Consider the following 17,570-nt stretch of genomic DNA (forward strand, 5'->3'; position numbering starts at 1 on the left):
CGTGACGCGAATCGAGAGCGGGGCTGTTTAGCCCGCTCTCTGCTCCGCCAGGAGGAAAGGCCTTGAAAGACCTACTGAATTTGCTGAAAAACCAGGGTCAAGTCGAAGAGTTCGACGCCATCCGTATTGGATTGGCATCGCCTGAGATGATCCGTTCGTGGTCGTTCGGTGAAGTTAAAAAGCCGGAAACCATTAACTACCGTACGTTCAAACCTGAGCGTGACGGCCTGTTCTGCGCCAAGATCTTTGGCCCGGTAAAGGATTACGAGTGCCTGTGCGGTAAGTACAAGCGCTTGAAGCACCGTGGTGTGATCTGCGAGAAGTGCGGCGTTGAAGTTGCGCTGGCTAAAGTTCGTCGTGAGCGTATGGCGCACATCGAACTGGCTTCGCCGGTTGCCCACATCTGGTTCCTGAAATCGCTGCCGTCCCGTATCGGCTTGCTGATGGACATGACCCTGCGTGATATCGAACGCGTTCTCTATTTCGAGAGCTATGTCGTTATCGATCCAGGCATGACCACCCTTGAAAAAGGTCAGCTGCTGAACGACGAGCAGTACTTCGAAGCGCTGGAAGAGTTCGGCGACGATTTCGATGCCCGCATGGGTGCCGAAGCTGTCCGTGAACTGCTGCACGCTATCGACCTGGAACACGAGATTGGCCGTCTGCGTGAAGAAATTCCGCAAACCAACTCCGAAACCAAAATCAAGAAACTGTCCAAGCGTCTGAAGTTGATGGAAGCCTTCCAGGGTTCCGGCAACTTGCCAGAGTGGATGGTGCTGACCGTTCTGCCGGTTCTGCCGCCAGACCTGCGTCCGCTGGTACCGTTGGACGGTGGTCGTTTCGCGACGTCCGACCTCAACGACCTGTACCGCCGCGTGATCAACCGTAACAACCGCTTGAAGCGCCTGCTTGATCTGTCCGCACCGGACATCATCGTGCGCAACGAAAAGCGTATGTTGCAAGAAGCTGTCGATGCCTTGCTCGACAACGGTCGTCGTGGCCGCGCTATCACCGGTTCCAACAAGCGTCCTCTGAAATCCTTGGCTGACATGATCAAGGGTAAGCAAGGTCGTTTCCGTCAGAACTTGCTCGGTAAGCGTGTTGACTACTCCGGTCGTTCGGTAATTACCGTAGGCCCGACCCTGCGTCTGCACCAGTGCGGTCTGCCTAAGAAGATGGCACTTGAGCTGTTCAAGCCATTCATCTTCGGCAAGCTGGAAATGCGCGGTCTCGCGACCACCATCAAAGCGGCCAAGAAAATGGTCGAGCGTGAACTGCCAGAGGTTTGGGACGTTCTCGCTGAGGTGATCCGCGAACACCCGGTTCTCCTCAACCGTGCACCGACCCTTCACCGTCTGGGGATCCAGGCGTTTGAACCAGTACTGATCGAAGGTAAGGCTATCCAGCTGCACCCTCTGGTCTGTGCTGCGTACAACGCCGACTTCGACGGCGACCAAATGGCCGTGCACGTACCGTTGACACTGGAAGCTCAGTTGGAAGCGCGTGCGTTGATGATGTCGACCAACAACATTCTGTCGCCAGCCAACGGTGAGCCAATCATCGTTCCGTCGCAGGACGTTGTATTGGGTCTGTACTACATGACCCGTGAAGCGATCAACGCCAAGGGCGAAGGTCGTGTGTTCGCTGACCTGCAAGAAGTTGACCGTGTGTTCCGTGCCGGCGAAGCCGCACTGCATGCCAAGGTCAAAGTGCGGATCAACGAAACCGTCAACGACCGTGACGGCGGCAGCGTGACCAACACCCGTATCGTCGACACCACTGTCGGCCGTGCGCTGTTGTATCAAGTTGTGCCAAAAGGTCTGTCGTACGACGTCGTCAACCTGCCGATGAAGAAAAAGGCGATCTCCAAGCTGATCAACCAGTGCTACCGCGTGGTTGGTTTGAAAGAGACCGTGATCTTCGCTGACCAGTTGATGTACACCGGTTTTGCTTATTCGACTATTTCCGGCGTTTCCATCGGTGTTAACGACTTCGTTATCCCGGATGAAAAAGCTCAGATCATCGGTGCTGCTACCGATGAAGTGAAAGAGATCGAAAGCCAGTACGCCTCCGGCCTGGTAACCCAGGGCGAGAAGTACAACAAAGTGATCGACCTTTGGTCCAAGGCCAACGACGAAGTGTCGAAGGCGATGATGGCTAACCTCTCGAAAGAGAAGGTTATCGACCGTCATGGCGTAGAAGTCGATCAAGAGTCGTTCAACTCGATGTACATGATGGCCGACTCGGGCGCACGGGGTTCTGCTGCGCAGATCCGTCAGCTCGCCGGTATGCGTGGCCTGATGGCCAAGCCGGACGGTTCCATCATCGAGACGCCGATTACTGCGAACTTCCGTGAAGGTTTGAGCGTACTTCAGTACTTCATCTCCACTCACGGTGCTCGTAAAGGTCTGGCGGATACCGCGTTGAAAACCGCTAACTCCGGTTACCTGACTCGTCGTCTGGTAGACGTTGCGCAAGACTTGGTTGTGACTGAAGTCGACTGCGGCACCGAACACGGTCTGCTGATGACTCCGCACATCGAAGGCGGCGACGTTGTAGAGCCGCTGGGTGAGCGCGTACTGGGTCGAGTAATCGCCCGTGACGTATTCAAGCCAGGTACCGAGGAAATCATCGTTCCTGCCGGCACTTTGGTAGACGAGAAGTGGGTCGAGTTCATCGAACTCAACAGCATCGACGAAGTGATTGTTCGCTCGCCGATCAGCTGCGAAACCCGCTACGGCATTTGCGCCAAGTGCTACGGTCGTGACTTGGCTCGTGGTCACCAGGTGAACATCGGTGAAGCGGTCGGCGTTATCGCTGCCCAGTCCATCGGTGAGCCGGGTACCCAGCTGACCATGCGTACGTTCCACATTGGTGGTGCGGCAAGCCGGACCTCCGCAGCTGACAGCGTTCAGGTGAAGAATGGCGGTACTGTCCGTCTGCACAACCTCAAGCACGTTGAGCGAGTGGATGGCCACCTGGTTGCTGTGTCCCGTTCTGGTGAGCTGGCAATCGCTGATGACTATGGTCGTGAGCGTGAGCGTTACAAGCTGCCGTACGGTGCTGTGATTTCGGTTAAAGAAGGTGACAAGGTCGACGCTGGCGCAATCGTGGCCAAGTGGGATCCGCACACTCACCCAATCGTTACCGAAATGAAAGGTACCGTGACCTACGTGGGCATGGAAGAAGGCATCACGATCAAGCGTCAGACTGACGAATTGACCGGTATGACCAACATTGAAGTACTCGACGCGAAAGATCGTCCAGCTGCCGGTAAGGACATCCGTCCTGCCGTTAAGATGGTCGATGACAACGGCAAGGACTTGTTGCTGCCAGGCACTGACGTAATCGCTCAGTACTTCCTGCCAGCCAACGCCCTGGTCGGTGTAGCGGACGGTGCGAAGATCGCGATCGGTGATGTTATCGCGCGTATCCCGCAAGAAACTTCGAAGACCCGTGACATCACCGGTGGTCTGCCGCGTGTTGCCGACTTGTTCGAAGCTCGTCGTCCGAAAGAAGCGTCGATTCTGGCTGAAGTCAGCGGCACCATCGCGTTCGGTAAAGAGACCAAAGGCAAGCGCCGTCTGGTCATTACCCCGAACGACGGTAGCGATCCGTATGAAGAGCTGATTCCGAAGTGGCGTCACCTGAACGTGTTCGAAGGCGAACAGGTAAACCGCGGCGAAGTTATCTCCGACGGCCCAAGCGATCCACACGACATCCTGCGTCTGCTGGGTGTGAGTGCGCTGGCCAAGTACATCGTTAACGAGATCCAGGACGTTTACCGTCTGCAAGGCGTGAAGATCAACGATAAGCACATCGAGACCATCCTGCGTCAGATGTTGCGTAAAGTTGAAATCGCTGAATCCGGCGATTCCAGTTTCATCAAGGGCGACCAGATGGAACTGACTCACGTACTGGTAGAAAACGAACGTCTGAGCGCGGAAGACAAATTTGTCTCCAAGTTCACTCGTGTGTTGCTGGGTATCACCAAGGCGTCGTTGTCCACTGAGTCGTTCATCTCGGCGGCTTCCTTCCAGGAGACCACTCGCGTACTGACCGAAGCAGCGGTAACCGGCAAGCGCGATTACCTGCGCGGCCTGAAAGAAAACGTGGTCGTGGGTCGTCTGATCCCGGCGGGTACCGGTTTGGCTTACCACAGCGAGCGCAAGCGCCGCCGTGATGCTGACAAGCCGCTGCGCGTAAGCGCCAGTGAAGTGGAAGCTGCACTGACCGAAGCGCTGAACTCAAGCGGTAACTGAGTTCTGCGGTAAATAAGTCCGGGCCCTGGCAGCCCCATTCGTCGGATCGAGGCAGTTTTGCCCCGGTTCGATGAGAGGGGAGGTCGGGGCCTTGCCTTGACTGGGGACAAGATCCTCTTTAGACTCTTGTACCCCTAAATTTGGCGGGAATTCGTTCCTGCCATTTTGCTTTTCTTGCAAGACAATAGCGTCGCAAGACAACAGTGGAGCTAGTAGATGGCAACTATCAACCAGCTGGTACGTCAGCCGCGTAAGCGTATCGTCGAGAAATCCGACGTGCCTGCGCTGCAGAACTGCCCGCAACGTCGTGGCGTATGCACTCGCGTGTATACCACTACGCCGAAAAAACCTAACTCGGCACTGCGTAAAGTATGCCGTGTGCGTCTGACCAACGGTTTCGAGGTTTCCTCGTACATCGGTGGTGAAGGCCACAACCTGCAAGAGCACAGCGTGGTACTGATCCGCGGCGGTCGTGTAAAAGACTTGCCAGGTGTTCGTTACCACACCGTACGCGGCTCCTTGGATACTTCCGGCGTTAAAGGTCGTAACCAGGGTCGTTCGAAGTACGGTACCAAGAAGCCTAAGTAGTAGCGGCTTTTTGTAAAACTGAATCATCTTATTTTCTGAGTCGATAAGAGTAAGGTCGGAGGCGTCCCGAAAGGGCACTGATTCCGAGCGAACCTGAAGACCGTTTGAGGGCTTATCCATGCCAAGAAGACGCGTAGCAGCCAAGCGCGAAGTGCTTGACGATCCAAAATACGGAAGCCAAATTCTGGCCAAGTTCATGAACCACGTGATGGAAAGCGGCAAGAAAGCCGTTGCCGAGCGTATCGTTTATGGCGCGCTGGAAAAGGTTAAAGAACGCAAGAACAGCGACCCCCTGGAAATCTTCGAGAAAGCTCTCGACGCCATCGCTCCGCTGGTCGAAGTGAAGTCGCGCCGTGTAGGCGGTGCTACTTACCAGGTTCCGGTTGAAGTTCGTCCGTCCCGTCGTAACGCTCTGGCAATGCGCTGGTTGGTAGACTTCGCCCGTAAGCGCGGCGAGAAGTCTATGGCTCTGCGTTTGGCTGGCGAACTGTTGGACGCTGCTGAAGGTAAAGGTGCTGCTGTTAAGAAGCGTGAAGACGTGCACCGTATGGCTGAAGCTAACAAAGCTTTCTCGCACTACCGCTTCTAATCTTAGCTTCACTAATTTTGCGAGGGCTTTATGGCTCGTACTACTCCGATTAGCCGCTACCGTAACATCGGTATCGTTGCTCACGTGGATGCTGGTAAAACCACCACCACCGAGCGCGTGCTGTTTTACACCGGCAAAAGTCACAAAATGGGCGAGGTGCATGACGGCGCCGCGACCACAGACTGGATGGTTCAGGAGCAGGAGCGTGGTATTACCATTACTTCTGCTGCTATTACCGCCTTCTGGAAAGGTTCCGAGAAGCAGTACAAAGATGAGCACCGCTTCAACGTAATCGATACCCCGGGCCACGTAGACTTCACCATTGAAGTTGAGCGTTCCCTGCGTGTACTCGACGGCGCTGTCGTTGTGTTCTGCGGTACCTCGGGCGTTGAGCCTCAGTCGGAAACCGTATGGCGTCAAGCCAACAAATACGGCGTTCCACGTCTTGTTTACGTAAACAAGATGGACCGTGCTGGTGCCAACTTCCTGCGCGTGATCGGTCAGATCAAGCAGCGTCTGGGTCACACCCCGGTGCCAATCCAATTGGCTATCGGTTCCGAAGATAACTTCCAGGGTCAGATCGATCTGATCAACATGGAAGCTGTCTACTGGAATGATTCCGACAAAGGTATGGTTCCTGTTCGTAAGCCTATCCCTGCTGAACTGCAGGAGCTGGCTGACGAGTGGCGCAACAACATGGTTGAGGCTGCTGCCGAAGCCAGCGAAGAGCTGATGAACAAGTACCTCGAAGGTGAAGAGCTCACCAACGTGGAAATCAAGGCCGCTCTGCGTCAGCGTACTATCGCTGGTGAGATCGTCTTGGCTGTTTGCGGTTCCTCGTTCAAGAACAAGGGCGTTCCCCTGGTTCTCGATGCTGTGATCGACTACCTGCCTGCTCCAACCGACATTCCTGCTATCAAGGGTACCAACCCTGATAACGAGGAAGAAGAAATGGAGCGTCATGCAGACGACAGCGAGCCGTTCTCGGCCCTGGCGTTCAAGATCGCTACCGACCCATTCGTGGGTACCTTGACCTTCGTCCGCGTTTACTCGGGCGTGTTGGCATCCGGCGACGGCGTGATCAACTCGGTTAAAGGTAAGAAAGAGCGCGTGGGTCGTATGGTGCAAATGCACGCAAACGCCCGTGAAGAGATCAAGGAAGTACGCGCTGGTGACATCGCGGCCCTGATCGGCATGAAGGACGTCACCACTGGTGAGACTTTGTGCGACGCTGCTAAGCCAATCATCCTGGTTCGTATGGACTTCCCGGAGCCGGTTATTTCGGTTGCCGTAGAGCCTAAGACCAAGGATGACCAGGAAAAAATGGGTATCGCTCTGGGCAAACTTGCTCAGGAAGATCCATCTTTCCGCGTCAAGACTGATGAAGAGACTGGTCAAACGATCATCTCCGGCATGGGCGAGCTGCACCTGGACATCCTGGTTGACCGGATGCGCCGTGAGTTCAACGTCGAAGCCAACATCGGTAAGCCTCAGGTTTCCTATCGTGAGCGCATCACGAAGAACTGTGAAATCGAAGGCAAGTTCGTTCGTCAGTCCGGCGGTCGTGGTCAGTTCGGTCACTGCTGGATCCGTTTTGCACCTGCTGACGAAGGTCAGGAAGGTCTGCAATTCGTGAACGAAGTAGTTGGTGGTGTTGTTCCTAAGGAATACATCCCGGCTATCCAGAAGGGTATCGAAGAGCAGATGAAGAACGGTGTTGTTGCCGGCTATCCGCTGATCGGCCTGAAAGCAACCGTTTTTGACGGTTCTTACCACGACGTCGACTCCAACGAGATGGCGTTTAAGGTGGCTGCTTCCATGGCAACCAAGCAACTGGCCCAGAAGGGCGGTGGTGAGTTGCTTGAGCCAATCATGGCGGTAGAAGTTGTTACACCTGAAGACTATATGGGTGATGTCATGGGCGACCTTAACCGTCGTCGCGGCATGATCTTGGGTATGGAAGACACGGTTTCCGGCAAAGTGATTCGCGCCGAGGTTCCGTTGGGTGAGATGTTCGGTTATGCGACCGACGTTCGCTCCATGTCTCAGGGTCGCGCAAGCTACTCTATGGAATTCAAAAAATACAACACAGCTCCGGCGCACATCGCTGAAACTGTATCCAAAAAACAAGGCTGATTCAGTCCTTTAGGCAAGGAGTTAATTGTCGTGGCTAAAGAAAAATTTGATCGTTCCCTACCGCACGTCAACGTTGGCACCATCGGTCACGTTGACCACGGTAAAACCACTCTGACTGCTGCTCTGACTCGCGTTTGCTCCGAAGTTTTCGGTTCCGCAATCGTTGATTTCGATAAAATCGACAGCGCACCAGAAGAAAAAGCTCGTGGTATCACCATCAACACCGCGCACGTTGAATACAACTCGCTGATCCGTCACTACGCTCACGTTGACTGCCCAGGTCACGCTGACTATGTGAAGAACATGATCACCGGTGCTGCCCAGATGGACGGCGCAATCCTGGTTTGCTCGGCCGCTGATGGTCCGATGCCACAAACCCGTGAGCACATCCTGCTGTCCCGTCAGGTAGGCGTTCCGTACATCGTGGTTTACCTGAACAAGGCTGACCTGGTAGACGACGCTGAGCTGCTGGAACTGGTTGAGATGGAAGTGCGCGATCTGCTGAGCACTTACGACTTCCCAGGCGACGACACTCCGATCATCATCGGTTCTGCTCGTATGGCTCTGGAAGGCAAAGACGACAACGAAATGGGCACCACGTCCGTTCGTAAACTGGTTGAAACTCTGGATAGCTACATCCCTGATCCAGTTCGTGTTATCGACAAGCCGTTCCTGATGCCAATCGAAGACGTATTCTCGATCTCCGGTCGCGGTACTGTTGTGACTGGCCGTATCGAGCGCGGTATCGTTAAGGTTCAGGATCCACTGGAAATCGTTGGTCTGCGTGACACTACCGTCACCACCTGCACCGGTGTTGAAATGTTCCGTAAGCTGCTCGACGAAGGTCGGGCTGGCGAGAACTGCGGCGTTCTGCTGCGTGGTACCAAGCGTGACGACGTTGAGCGTGGCCAGGTTCTGGTTAAGCCAGGTTCGGTTAAGCCGCACACCAAGTTCGAAGCTGAAGTGTACGTGCTGAGCAAAGAAGAAGGCGGTCGTCACACTCCGTTCTTCAAAGGCTACCGTCCACAGTTCTACTTCCGTACTACTGACGTGACTGGTAACTGCGAACTGCCGGAAGGCGTTGAAATGGTTATGCCAGGCGACAACATCAAAATGGTTGTTACCCTGATCAAAACCATCGCAATGGAAGACGGTCTGCGCTTCGCTATCCGTGAAGGCGGCCGTACCGTTGGTGCTGGCGTTGTAGCTAAAATCATCGAGTAATTATCTCTTCTGAGATAGCCTTGATGTTTTGAGGAGGCCCCCGCTTAGCGGGGGCCTTTTTTATTGGGTTGACACCTATCAGGGCCGTCTATAGAATTGCGCCTCCTTTTAACGGGCGTATTGCGCTCGCTGGGAATAGCAGCCGGAGTCTGAAATCCAATGCAAAATCAGCAAATCCGTATCAGGTTGAAGGCTTTTGACCATCGCCTGATCGACCAATCCACCCAGGAAATCGTGGAAACCGCGAAACGTACTGGTGCTCAAGTGCGTGGTCCAATTCCACTGCCTACCCGTAAAGAGCGGTTCACCGTTCTGGTCTCCCCGCACGTCAACAAAGACGCGCGTGACCAGTACGAGATCCGTACTCATAAGCGCGTACTGGACATCGTCCAGCCAACGGATAAAACCGTTGATGCTCTTATGAAGCTCGATCTGGCGGCCGGTGTGGAAGTACAGATCAGCCTCGGCTAAGACTTGGGTCTTAGTCGTGTAACGCTCTGAAATGGGCGGCCATAGCGGGTGAAAGCCCCGTACACTCATGAGGTTTACAACATGACTATTGGTGTAGTCGGTCGTAAATGCGGTATGACCCGTATTTTCACCGAAGAAGGTGTCTCCATTCCGGTCACGGTCATTGAGATCGAACCGAATCGCGTCACCCAGTTCAAAACTGAAGAAACCGATGGCTATCGTGCAGTGCAAGTCACTGTCGGCGAGCGTCGTGCTTCGCGCGTGACTGCTGCTCAAGCAGGTCACTTCGCTAAAGCAAACGTTGCAGCTGGTCGCACTGTTATGGAGTTCCGTCTTGAAGATGGCGACTACCAGGCTGGCGATCTGATCAACGCTGAAATCTTCGCCGCTGGTCAACTGGTTGATGTAACCGGTCAGTCCAAAGGTAAAGGCTTCCAGGGTACGATCAAGCGTTGGAATTTCCGTGGCCAAGACAACACTCACGGTAACTCCGTTTCCCACCGCGTCCCGGGCTCTATTGGCCAGTGCCAGACTCCTGGTCGTGTATTCAAGGGCAAAAAAATGTCCGGTCATATGGGCGCTGAGCGCGTGACCGTGCAGTCCCTCGAAGTAGTGCGCGTCGACGCTGAACGCAATCTGTTGTTGGTCAAGGGTGCTGTTCCTGGCGCTACTGGCGGCAACCTGGTTGTACGTCCAGCGGCCAAGGCTCGCGGTTAAGGGGAAGCTGACATGCAATTAAATGTAAATGACGCTCAAGCGATCGAAGTTTCCGAACTGACATTTGGCGGCGAATTCAACGAGACGCTCGTTCACCAAGCAGTCGTGGCCTACATGGCCGGCGGCCGTCAGGGTAGCAAGCAGCAAAAGACCCGTTCCGACGTACGTGGTGGCGGTAAGCGCCCTTGGCGTCAGAAAGGCACTGGCCGTGCTCGTGCCGGTACTATCCGTAGCCCAATCTGGCGTGGCGGCGGTACCACTTTCGCAGCTCGTCCACAGGATCACACTCAGAAGCTCAACAAGAAGATGTACCGCGCAGCTCTGCGCTCCATCCTTGCTGAACTCGTGCGTACTGATCGTCTGGTCGTGGTTCAGGACTTCGCTGTTGAAGGTCCAAAAACCAAAGATCTGCTGGGCAAGCTGAACAACATGAATCTGACCGACGTTTTGATCGTGTCTGAAGCTGTTGATCAGAACCTGTACCTGGCTGCTCGCAACCTGCCACACGTTGATGTACGTGACGTGCAAGGTTCCGATCCAGTTAGTCTGATCGCATACGACAAGGTGTTGATCACCGTGTCGGCCGTGAAGAAATTCGAGGAGCTGCTGGGATGAACCAGGAACGCGTATTTAAAGTTCTGCTTGGCCCGCACGTTTCCGAAAAGGCTACGGTTCTGGCTGACAAGAAAGGCCAGTTCGTTTTCAAGGTTGCAACTGACGCAACCAAGCTGGAAATCAAGAAGGCCGTCGAAAGCCTGTTCAGCGTGAAAGTAGAGCGTGTTACTACCCTGAATGTTCTGGGTAAGAGCAAGCGCACTGCTCGCGGTCTGGGCAAGCGTAATGACTGGAAGAAGGCAGTTATCTCCCTTCAGCCAGGCCAAGATCTCGATTTCAGCAGCAGTGCTGAGTAAGGAAGGGGTGCATCATGGCAATTGTTAAATGCAAACCGACTTCCCCTGGCCGCCGTTTTGTGGTCAAGGTGGTCAACCAGGAGCTGCATAAAGGCGCTCCTCACGCACCGCTGCTCGAGAAAAAATCGAAGACTGGTGGTCGTAACAACAATGGTCGTATTACCACTCGTCACATCGGTGGTGGCCATAAGCAGCATTATCGTCTGGTCGACTTCCGTCGCAACGACAAAGATGGCATCGCTGCCACTGTCGAGCGTATAGAATACGATCCAAACCGTACTGCTCACATCGCTCTGCTGCTGTACGCAGATGGCGAGCGTCGCTACATCATCGCCCCTAAAGGCGTGAGTGCTGGCGACCAGCTGATCGCAGGTGCTCTGGCGCCGATCAAGCCGGGCAACGCTCTGCAACTGCGTAACATTCCAGTTGGTAGCACCGTACACGGCATCGAATTGAAGCCAGGTAAAGGCGCGCAAATCGCTCGTTCCGCTGGTGCTTCGGCTCAGCTGATCGCTCGTGAAGGTGTCTACGTGACCCTGCGTCTGCGTTCTGGTGAGATGCGTAAAGTGCTGGCTGAATGCCGCGCGACCCTGGGTGAAGTCTCGAACTCCGAGCACAGCCTGCGTTCGCTGGGTAAAGCTGGTGCCAAACGCTGGCGTGGCGTTCGCCCAACCGTTCGTGGTGTTGCCATGAACCCGGTTGACCACCCACACGGTGGTGGTGAAGGTCGTACCTCTGGTGGTCGTCATCCGGTATCGCCATGGGGCTTCCCGACTAAGGGCGCGAAGACTCGTGGTAATAAGCGTACCGACAAAATGATCGTCCGTCGTCGCAAGTAAATAGAGGGATACGACAGTGCCACGTTCTCTGAAAAAAGGTCCTTTTATTGATCTTCACCTACTGAAGAAGATCGAAGTGGCGGCGGAAAAGAACGATCGCAAACCAGTTAAGACCTGGTCGCGTCGTTCGATGATCCTGCCACAAATGGTCGGTTTGACCATCGCAGTACACAACGGTCGTCAACACGTCCCAGTTCTCGTTAACGAAGACATGGTCGGCCACAAACTAGGCGAGTTTGCCGGTACCCGCACTTATCGTGGGCACGTGGCAGACAAGAAAGCCAAGCGTTAAGGGGTAAGGAAATGGAAGTAGCCGCTAAGTTGTCGGGCGCTCGAATCTCCGCCCAGAAAGCCCGCTTGGTCGCCGACCAGATCCGCGGGAAGAAGGTGGGCGAAGCGCTCAACCTGTTGGCTTTCAGCAGTAAGAAAGCCGCCGAGATCATGAAGAAAGTGCTGGAGTCGGCCGTAGCCAACGCCGAGCATAACGAAGGCGCAGACGTTGATGACCTGAAGGTCAGCACCGTTTTCGTCAACGAAGGGCGTTCGCTGAAGCGCATCATGCCACGTGCCAAAGGCCGTGCTGATCGCATCGTCAAGCGGTCTTGCCATATCACTGTCAAGGTTGCTGACAAGTAACGGAGTCGAAGAGATGGGTCAGAAAGTACATCCCATTGGCATTCGCCTGGGAATCGTCAAGGAGCACACCTCCGTCTGGTACGCAGACGGTCGGACTTATGCGGACTATTTGTTCGCTGATCTGAAGGTGCGTGAGTATCTCCAAGACAAACTAAAAAGCGCGTCCGTAAGCCGTATCGATATCCATCGTCCGGCGCAAACTGCACGTATCACCATCCACACCGCTCGTCCAGGTATCGTTATCGGGAAGAAAGGTGAAGATGTTGAGAAACTGCGTCAGGACCTGACCAAGCAAATGGGTGTGCCTGTGCACATCAATATCGAAGAGATCCGCAAGCCGGAGCTCGACGGTATGCTGGTTGCGCAGAGCGTAGCTCAGCAGCTGGAGCGTCGCGTAATGTTCCGTCGCGCCATGAAGCGCGCTGTACAGAACGCCATGCGCATTGGTGCCAAAGGCATCAAAATCCAAGTGAGCGGTCGTCTCGGCGGTGCTGAAATCGCACGTACTGAATGGTATCGCGAAGGTCGTGTGCCACTGCACACCCTGCGTGCCGACATCGACTATGCCAACTACGAAGCTCACACCACTTACGGTGTGATCGGTGTAAAGGTTTGGATCTTCAAAGGCGAAGTAATTGGTGGTCGCCAAGAAGAACTGAAACCACAAGCACCAGCGCCTCGTAAAAAAGCTGCTAAGTAAGGGGTACGCCAAATGTTGCAACCTAAGCGTACGAAGTTCCGCAAGCAGATGACAGGCCACAACCGTGGTCTGGCACAGCGCGGTAGCAAAGTCAGCTTCGGCGAGTTCGCGCTGAAGTCTGTAGCTCGTGGTCGTCTCACCGCTCGTCAGATCGAGTCAGCGCGTCGTGCACTGACCCGTCACGTTAAACGTGGCGGCAAGATCTGGATCCGTGTATTCCCGGACAAGCCGATCTCCAAAAAGCCTCTCGAGGTTCGGATGGGTAAAGGTAAGGGTAACGTGGAATACTGGGTAGCCCAGATTCAGCCAGGCAAAGTCCTGTATGAAATCGAGGGTGTAACTGAAGAGCTGGCGCGTGAGGCTTTTGCCCTGGCTGCTGCAAAGCTGCCGCTCGCCACCGCCTTTGTTAAACGGACGGTGATGTGATGAAAGCGAATGAACTTCGTGAAAAATCCGCACAGCAGCTGAACGAGCAACTGCTCGGCCTGCTGCGCGACCAGTTCAATCTGCGTATGCAGAAAGCAACTGGCCAGTTGGGGCAGTCTCATCTGCTCTCGCAAGTTAAGCGTGACATCGCTCGCGTGAAGACTGTGCTCAACCAGCAGGCAGGTAAGTGATCATGGCTGAAGCCGAAAAGACTGTCCGTACGCTGACTGGCCGTGTTGTCAGCGACAAGATGGACAAAACCATCACCGTTTTGATCGAGCGTCGCGTTAAGCACCCGATCTACGGTAAATATGTTAAGCGTTCGACTAAGCTGCACGCGCACGACGAAACCAATCAGTGCCACATCGGCGACAAAGTCACTATTCGTGAAACTCGTCCGCTGGCCAAGACCAAGTCTTGGGCACTGGTTGATGTTCTCGAACGCGCTGTGGAAGTCTAAGGACTAGGGGTCGGAGAAATTATATGATTCAGACTCAATCCATGCTCGATGTGGCCGATAACAGCGGCGCTCGCCGTGTTATGTGCATCAAGGTGCTGGGTGGCTCCCATCGTCGTTACGCTGGTATCGGTGACATCATCAAAGTTACCGTGAAGGAAGCAATTCCTCGCGGTAAAGTGAAAAAAGGCCAAGTGATGACTGCTGTTGTAGTCCGCACTCGTCACGGCGTACGCCGTGCAGATGGCTCCATTATCCGCTTTGATGGCAACGCTGCTGTTCTTCTGAACAACAAGCAAGAGCCGATCGGCACCCGTATCTTTGGGCCAGTGACCCGTGAACTTCGTACTGAGAAGTTCATGAAGATCGTCTCGCTCGCCCCAGAAGTGCTGTAAGGAGATCCGACATGCAAAAGATTCGTCGTGACGACGAGATCATCGTGATCGCCGGCAAAGACAAAGGTAAGCGCGGTAAGGTGCTTAAGGTTCTCGCTAATAACCGTCTGGTTATCGGTGGTCTGAACCTGGTCAAGCGTCATACCAAGCCTAACCCGATGTCGGGCGTGCAGGGCGGTATCGTCGAGAAAGAAGCTCCGCTGGACGCTTCTAACGTCGCCATCTTCAACGGCGAAACCAACAAGGCTGACCGCGTTGGTTTCAAAGTAGAAGACGGTAAGAAAATTCGTGTCTTCAAGTCGACCCAAAAAGCGGTTGATGCTTGAACACTGCTAGGTAGATTAGACCATGGCACGACTACAAGAGATTTACCGGAAGGAAATCGCCCCTAAGCTTAAGGAAGAACTTAAGCTCGGGAACGTGATGGAAGTTCCGCGCGTTACCAAAATCACCCTGAACATGGGTCTGGGCGAAGCGATCGGTGACAAAAAAGTCATCGAGCACGCTGTTGCCGACCTTGAAAAGATCACCGGTCAAAAAGTCGTTGTGACTTACGCTCGGAAATCCATCGCTGGCTTTAAAGTCCGTGAAGGTTGGCCGATCGGCGTCAAAGTGACTCTGCGCCGTGAGCGTATGTACGAATTCCTGGATCGTCTGCTGTCGATCTCCCTGCCTCGGGTTCGCGACTTCCGCGGCCTGAATGCCAAGTCCTTCGATGGTCGTGGTAACTACAGCATGGGCGTGAAAGAGCAGATCATCTTCCCGGAAATCGACTACGACAAGATCGATGCTCTCCGCGGTCTGGACATCACCCTGACCACCACTGCCAAGAACGATGATGAAGGTCGCGCCCTGTTGCGTGCTTTCAAATTCCCGTTCCGCAACTGATTGGAGTAGGACCATGGCCAAGATGAGCATGAAAAACCGCGAGCTGAAGCGTCAGCTCACGGTTGCCAAGTACGCCAAGAAGCGTGCAGCACTGAAAGCAATCATCGTTGATCTGAACGCAAGTCCAGAAGCGCGTTGGGAAGCTACAGTTGCTCTGCAGAAGCAGCCACGTGACGCAAGCGCTTCGCGCATGCGTAACCGCTGCCGCCTGACCGGTCGTCCACACGGCGTTTACCGCAAGTTCGGCCTCGGCCGTAACAAACTGCGTGAAGCGGCAATGCGTGGTGACGTACCAGGTCTGGTTAAAGCCAGCTGGTAAGTACTTTCGAAGTCCAGGTGGTTTGCGTCGCAAGATACTGACCACCGGTGACCTTGAATCTGGAACAAGCCCCTTTTGGGGCTTGTTTCATTTCCGGAGTGTGTCTAGAATACCCGGCTCGCCTGAGCCCGTGTTTTCTATGCTCGGAGATTCTCGGCGACATATGTAGCCGCAAGGCTAATTTTTTTGTATTAGGAGCGTCTAGCCCATGAGTATGCAGGACCCGTTAGCGGACATGCTAACTCGTATCCGTAATGCCCAGATGGCTGAAAAGTCCGTCGTAAGCATGCCATCTTCCAAGTTGAAGGTAGCTGTTGCCAAAGTCCTGAAAGACGAAGGCTACATTGCGGGTTATCAGATCAGCAGCGAAACAAAACCACTGCTGTCCATCGAGCTGAAATACTTCGAAGGCCGTTCGGTCATCGAGGAAGTGAAGCGCGTTAGCCGTCCAGGCCTGCGTCAGTACAAGTCCGCTGAAGATCTGCCGAAAGTTCGTGGCGGTCTGGGCGTGTCTATCGTCTCCACCAACAAAGGTGTGATGACGGATCGTGCTGCGCGCGCTGCCGGTGTCGGCGGCGAAGTTCTTTGCACTGTGTTCTAAGGGGGGATAAGCATGTCTCGCGTCGCTAAGAACCCCGTTAAGCTGCCAGCCGGTGTCGAAGTCAAATTCGCAGGCCAACAGCTTTCGGTGAAGGGTGCCAAGGGCACTCTTGAACTGAACATCCATTCGTCCGTTGAGATCGTTGAAGAAGCTGGTGAGCTGCGTTTCGCTGCTCGCAATGGCGATCAACAAACTCGCGCAATGGCCGGTACCACGCGTGCGTTGGTAAACAACATGGTCCAAGGCGTAAGCCAAGGCTTCGAGCGTAAGCTCCAGCTGGTCGGTGTTGGTTACAAAGCGCAAGCAAAAGGCACGGTTTTGAACCTGGCCCTTGGCTTCTCGCACCCAGTGGATTACGAACTGCCGGAAGGCATCACCGCTGAGACCCCTAGCCAGACCGATATCCTGATCAAGGGTATTGATAAGCAGCTGGTAGGTCAGGTGGCCGCTGAGATCCGCGACTTCCGTCCACCAGAGCCGTACAAAGGCAAAGGTGTGCGCTACGCGGACGAAGTCGTCCGTCGTAAAGAAGCCAAGAAGAAGTAGGGCATAGCAAATGACCGACAAAAAAGTTACTCGACTGCGTCGCGCTCGCAAAGCACGCCTGAAAATGCACGAACTCGAAGTCGTGCGTCTCTGCGTGTTCCGCTCGTCGCAGCACATCTACGCCCAGGTCATCTCGGCCGACGGCAACAAAGTCCTGGCAAGCGCCTCGACTTTGGATAAAGAACTGCGTGATGGTGCCACTGGCAACATCGACGCGGCCACAAAGGTTGGCCAGCTGGTCGCTACGCGTGCTAAGGCCGCTGGCGTCTCGCAAGTGGCTTTCGACCGCTCTGGCTTCAAGTACCACGGCCGCGTTAAAGCGCTGGCTGATGCTGCTCGTGAAGCTGGGCTGGAGTTCTAAGTTATGTCAAATAACGACCAAAAGCGCGACGAAGGCTACATTGAGAAGCTGGTTCAAGTTAACCGCGTAGCCAAAACCGTTAAAGGCGGCCGTATCTTCACTTTCACCGCGTTGACCGTGGTGGGTGATGGTAAAGGGCGTGTTGGCTTCGGCCGTGGCAAGTCACGTGAAGTGCCTGCTGCGATCCAGAAGGCAATGGAAGCTGCTCGTCGCAACATGATCCAGGTTGATCTGAACGGCACCACTCTGCAGTACGCTATGAAGTCCGCTCACGGCGCTTCGAAGGTGTACATGCAGCCTGCTTCTGAAGGTACCGGTATCATCGCTGGCGGCGCTATGCGTGCTGTCCTCGAAGTTGCTGGCGTTCAGAACGTTCTGGCCAAGTGCTACGGCTCGACTAACCCGGTAAACGTGGTTCACGCCACTTTCAAAGGTTTGAAAGCTATGCAATCTCCTGAGTCCATCGCTGCCAAGCGTGGTCTGACTGTCAAGGAGATCTTCTGA

24 protein-coding genes are annotated in these 17,570 nt (G+C 54.6%); all 24 read left to right on the forward strand.

Translation table 11 applies throughout. From position 1 onward, the window contains the following. Positions 1–62 precede the first annotated feature (62 nt). The gene (rpoC, locus tag L8I05_RS22130; RefSeq protein ID WP_159960302.1) at positions 63–4,262 is read left to right on the forward strand and encodes a DNA-directed RNA polymerase subunit beta'; all 4,200 of its coding nucleotides are present in this window, start codon (positions 63–65) and stop codon (positions 4,260–4,262) included. Positions 4,263–4,478: 216 nt separating this feature from the next. Continuing rightward, a complete protein-coding gene (gene rpsL / locus L8I05_RS22135) occupies positions 4,479–4,850 on the forward strand; it encodes a 30S ribosomal protein S12 (RefSeq protein ID WP_002555494.1) in 372 nt (123 codons plus the stop codon). A gap of 118 nt (positions 4,851–4,968) precedes the next feature. Next, complete coding sequence (rpsG, locus tag L8I05_RS22140) at positions 4,969–5,439, forward strand: 30S ribosomal protein S7 (protein WP_002555493.1); 471 nt, start codon at positions 4,969–4,971, stop codon at positions 5,437–5,439. Positions 5,440–5,469: 30 nt separating this feature from the next. Then, entirely contained in the window at positions 5,470–7,575 is a 2,106-nt protein-coding gene (fusA, locus tag L8I05_RS22145; RefSeq protein WP_010206921.1) for an elongation factor G, read from the forward strand. A 30-nt stretch (positions 7,576–7,605) separates the two neighbouring features. Then, on the forward strand, positions 7,606–8,799 hold the full coding sequence (gene tuf / locus L8I05_RS22150; protein ID WP_003176426.1) for an elongation factor Tu: 1,194 nt from the start codon (positions 7,606–7,608) through the stop codon (positions 8,797–8,799). Between the two features lie 159 nt (positions 8,800–8,958). Further along, positions 8,959–9,270, forward strand: a complete 312-nt coding sequence (gene rpsJ, locus L8I05_RS22155) for a 30S ribosomal protein S10 (protein WP_003186070.1) — start codon at positions 8,959–8,961, stop codon at positions 9,268–9,270. A gap of 81 nt (positions 9,271–9,351) precedes the next feature. Further along, complete coding sequence (gene rplC / locus L8I05_RS22160; protein WP_003194649.1) at positions 9,352–9,987, forward strand: 50S ribosomal protein L3; 636 nt, start codon at positions 9,352–9,354, stop codon at positions 9,985–9,987. Between the two features lie 12 nt (positions 9,988–9,999). Next, positions 10,000–10,602, forward strand: a complete 603-nt coding sequence (gene rplD, locus L8I05_RS22165) for a 50S ribosomal protein L4 (protein WP_159960300.1) — start codon at positions 10,000–10,002, stop codon at positions 10,600–10,602. Further along, complete coding sequence (rplW, locus tag L8I05_RS22170; RefSeq protein WP_002555488.1) at positions 10,599–10,898, forward strand: 50S ribosomal protein L23; 300 nt, start codon at positions 10,599–10,601, stop codon at positions 10,896–10,898. Before rplD ends, rplW begins: the two co-directional genes overlap by 4 nt. 14 nt (positions 10,899–10,912) lie before the next feature. Next, positions 10,913–11,737: a 50S ribosomal protein L2 gene (rplB, locus tag L8I05_RS22175; RefSeq protein ID WP_003210080.1), complete on the forward strand. Its 825-nt coding sequence runs from the start codon at positions 10,913–10,915 to the stop codon at positions 11,735–11,737. A gap of 16 nt (positions 11,738–11,753) precedes the next feature. Continuing rightward, the gene (gene rpsS / locus L8I05_RS22180; RefSeq protein WP_002555486.1) at positions 11,754–12,029 is read left to right on the forward strand and encodes a 30S ribosomal protein S19; all 276 of its coding nucleotides are present in this window, start codon (positions 11,754–11,756) and stop codon (positions 12,027–12,029) included. 11 nt (positions 12,030–12,040) lie between these two features. Then, entirely contained in the window at positions 12,041–12,373 is a 333-nt protein-coding gene (gene rplV, locus L8I05_RS22185; RefSeq protein WP_003103908.1) for a 50S ribosomal protein L22, read from the forward strand. A 13-nt stretch (positions 12,374–12,386) separates the two neighbouring features. Further along, positions 12,387–13,073, forward strand: coding sequence for a 30S ribosomal protein S3 (gene rpsC / locus L8I05_RS22190; protein WP_003176422.1), 687 nt, complete (start codon positions 12,387–12,389; stop codon positions 13,071–13,073). 12 nt (positions 13,074–13,085) lie between these two features. Then, positions 13,086–13,499, forward strand: a complete 414-nt coding sequence (rplP, locus tag L8I05_RS22195) for a 50S ribosomal protein L16 (protein ID WP_003232424.1) — start codon at positions 13,086–13,088, stop codon at positions 13,497–13,499. After that, positions 13,499–13,690 (forward strand): 50S ribosomal protein L29, encoded by a 192-nt coding sequence (gene rpmC, locus L8I05_RS22200; protein WP_002555481.1) that lies wholly within the window; start codon positions 13,499–13,501, stop codon positions 13,688–13,690. Before rplP ends, rpmC begins: the two co-directional genes overlap by 1 nt. 2 nt (positions 13,691–13,692) lie before the next feature. Further along, a complete protein-coding gene (gene rpsQ, locus L8I05_RS22205) occupies positions 13,693–13,959 on the forward strand; it encodes a 30S ribosomal protein S17 (protein ID WP_003176419.1) in 267 nt (88 codons plus the stop codon). A gap of 23 nt (positions 13,960–13,982) precedes the next feature. Next, positions 13,983–14,351 (forward strand): 50S ribosomal protein L14, encoded by a 369-nt coding sequence (rplN, locus tag L8I05_RS22210; protein WP_002555479.1) that lies wholly within the window; start codon positions 13,983–13,985, stop codon positions 14,349–14,351. 11 nt (positions 14,352–14,362) lie between these two features. Then, a complete protein-coding gene (gene rplX / locus L8I05_RS22215) occupies positions 14,363–14,677 on the forward strand; it encodes a 50S ribosomal protein L24 (RefSeq protein ID WP_003176416.1) in 315 nt (104 codons plus the stop codon). A gap of 22 nt (positions 14,678–14,699) precedes the next feature. Beyond that, the gene (rplE, locus tag L8I05_RS22220; protein ID WP_003194642.1) at positions 14,700–15,239 is read left to right on the forward strand and encodes a 50S ribosomal protein L5; all 540 of its coding nucleotides are present in this window, start codon (positions 14,700–14,702) and stop codon (positions 15,237–15,239) included. 13 nt (positions 15,240–15,252) lie between these two features. Then, positions 15,253–15,558: a 30S ribosomal protein S14 gene (gene rpsN / locus L8I05_RS22225; protein ID WP_003176414.1), complete on the forward strand. Its 306-nt coding sequence runs from the start codon at positions 15,253–15,255 to the stop codon at positions 15,556–15,558. A gap of 208 nt (positions 15,559–15,766) precedes the next feature. Beyond that, positions 15,767–16,159: a 30S ribosomal protein S8 gene (gene rpsH, locus L8I05_RS22230; protein ID WP_010566853.1), complete on the forward strand. Its 393-nt coding sequence runs from the start codon at positions 15,767–15,769 to the stop codon at positions 16,157–16,159. 12 nt (positions 16,160–16,171) lie between these two features. Beyond that, positions 16,172–16,705, forward strand: coding sequence for a 50S ribosomal protein L6 (rplF, locus tag L8I05_RS22235; protein ID WP_003176412.1), 534 nt, complete (start codon positions 16,172–16,174; stop codon positions 16,703–16,705). A 10-nt stretch (positions 16,706–16,715) separates the two neighbouring features. Continuing rightward, entirely contained in the window at positions 16,716–17,066 is a 351-nt protein-coding gene (gene rplR, locus L8I05_RS22240) for a 50S ribosomal protein L18 (protein ID WP_003186037.1), read from the forward strand. Between the two features lie 3 nt (positions 17,067–17,069). Then, positions 17,070–17,570, forward strand: a complete 501-nt coding sequence (gene rpsE / locus L8I05_RS22245; RefSeq protein ID WP_003176409.1) for a 30S ribosomal protein S5 — start codon at positions 17,070–17,072, stop codon at positions 17,568–17,570.

Origin of the sequence: Pseudomonas sp. MONT-RG-20F-20-E-7-02, assembly GCF_022662395.1 — a bacterium.
Taxonomy (GTDB): Bacteria; Pseudomonadota; Gammaproteobacteria; order Pseudomonadales; family Pseudomonadaceae; genus Aquipseudomonas.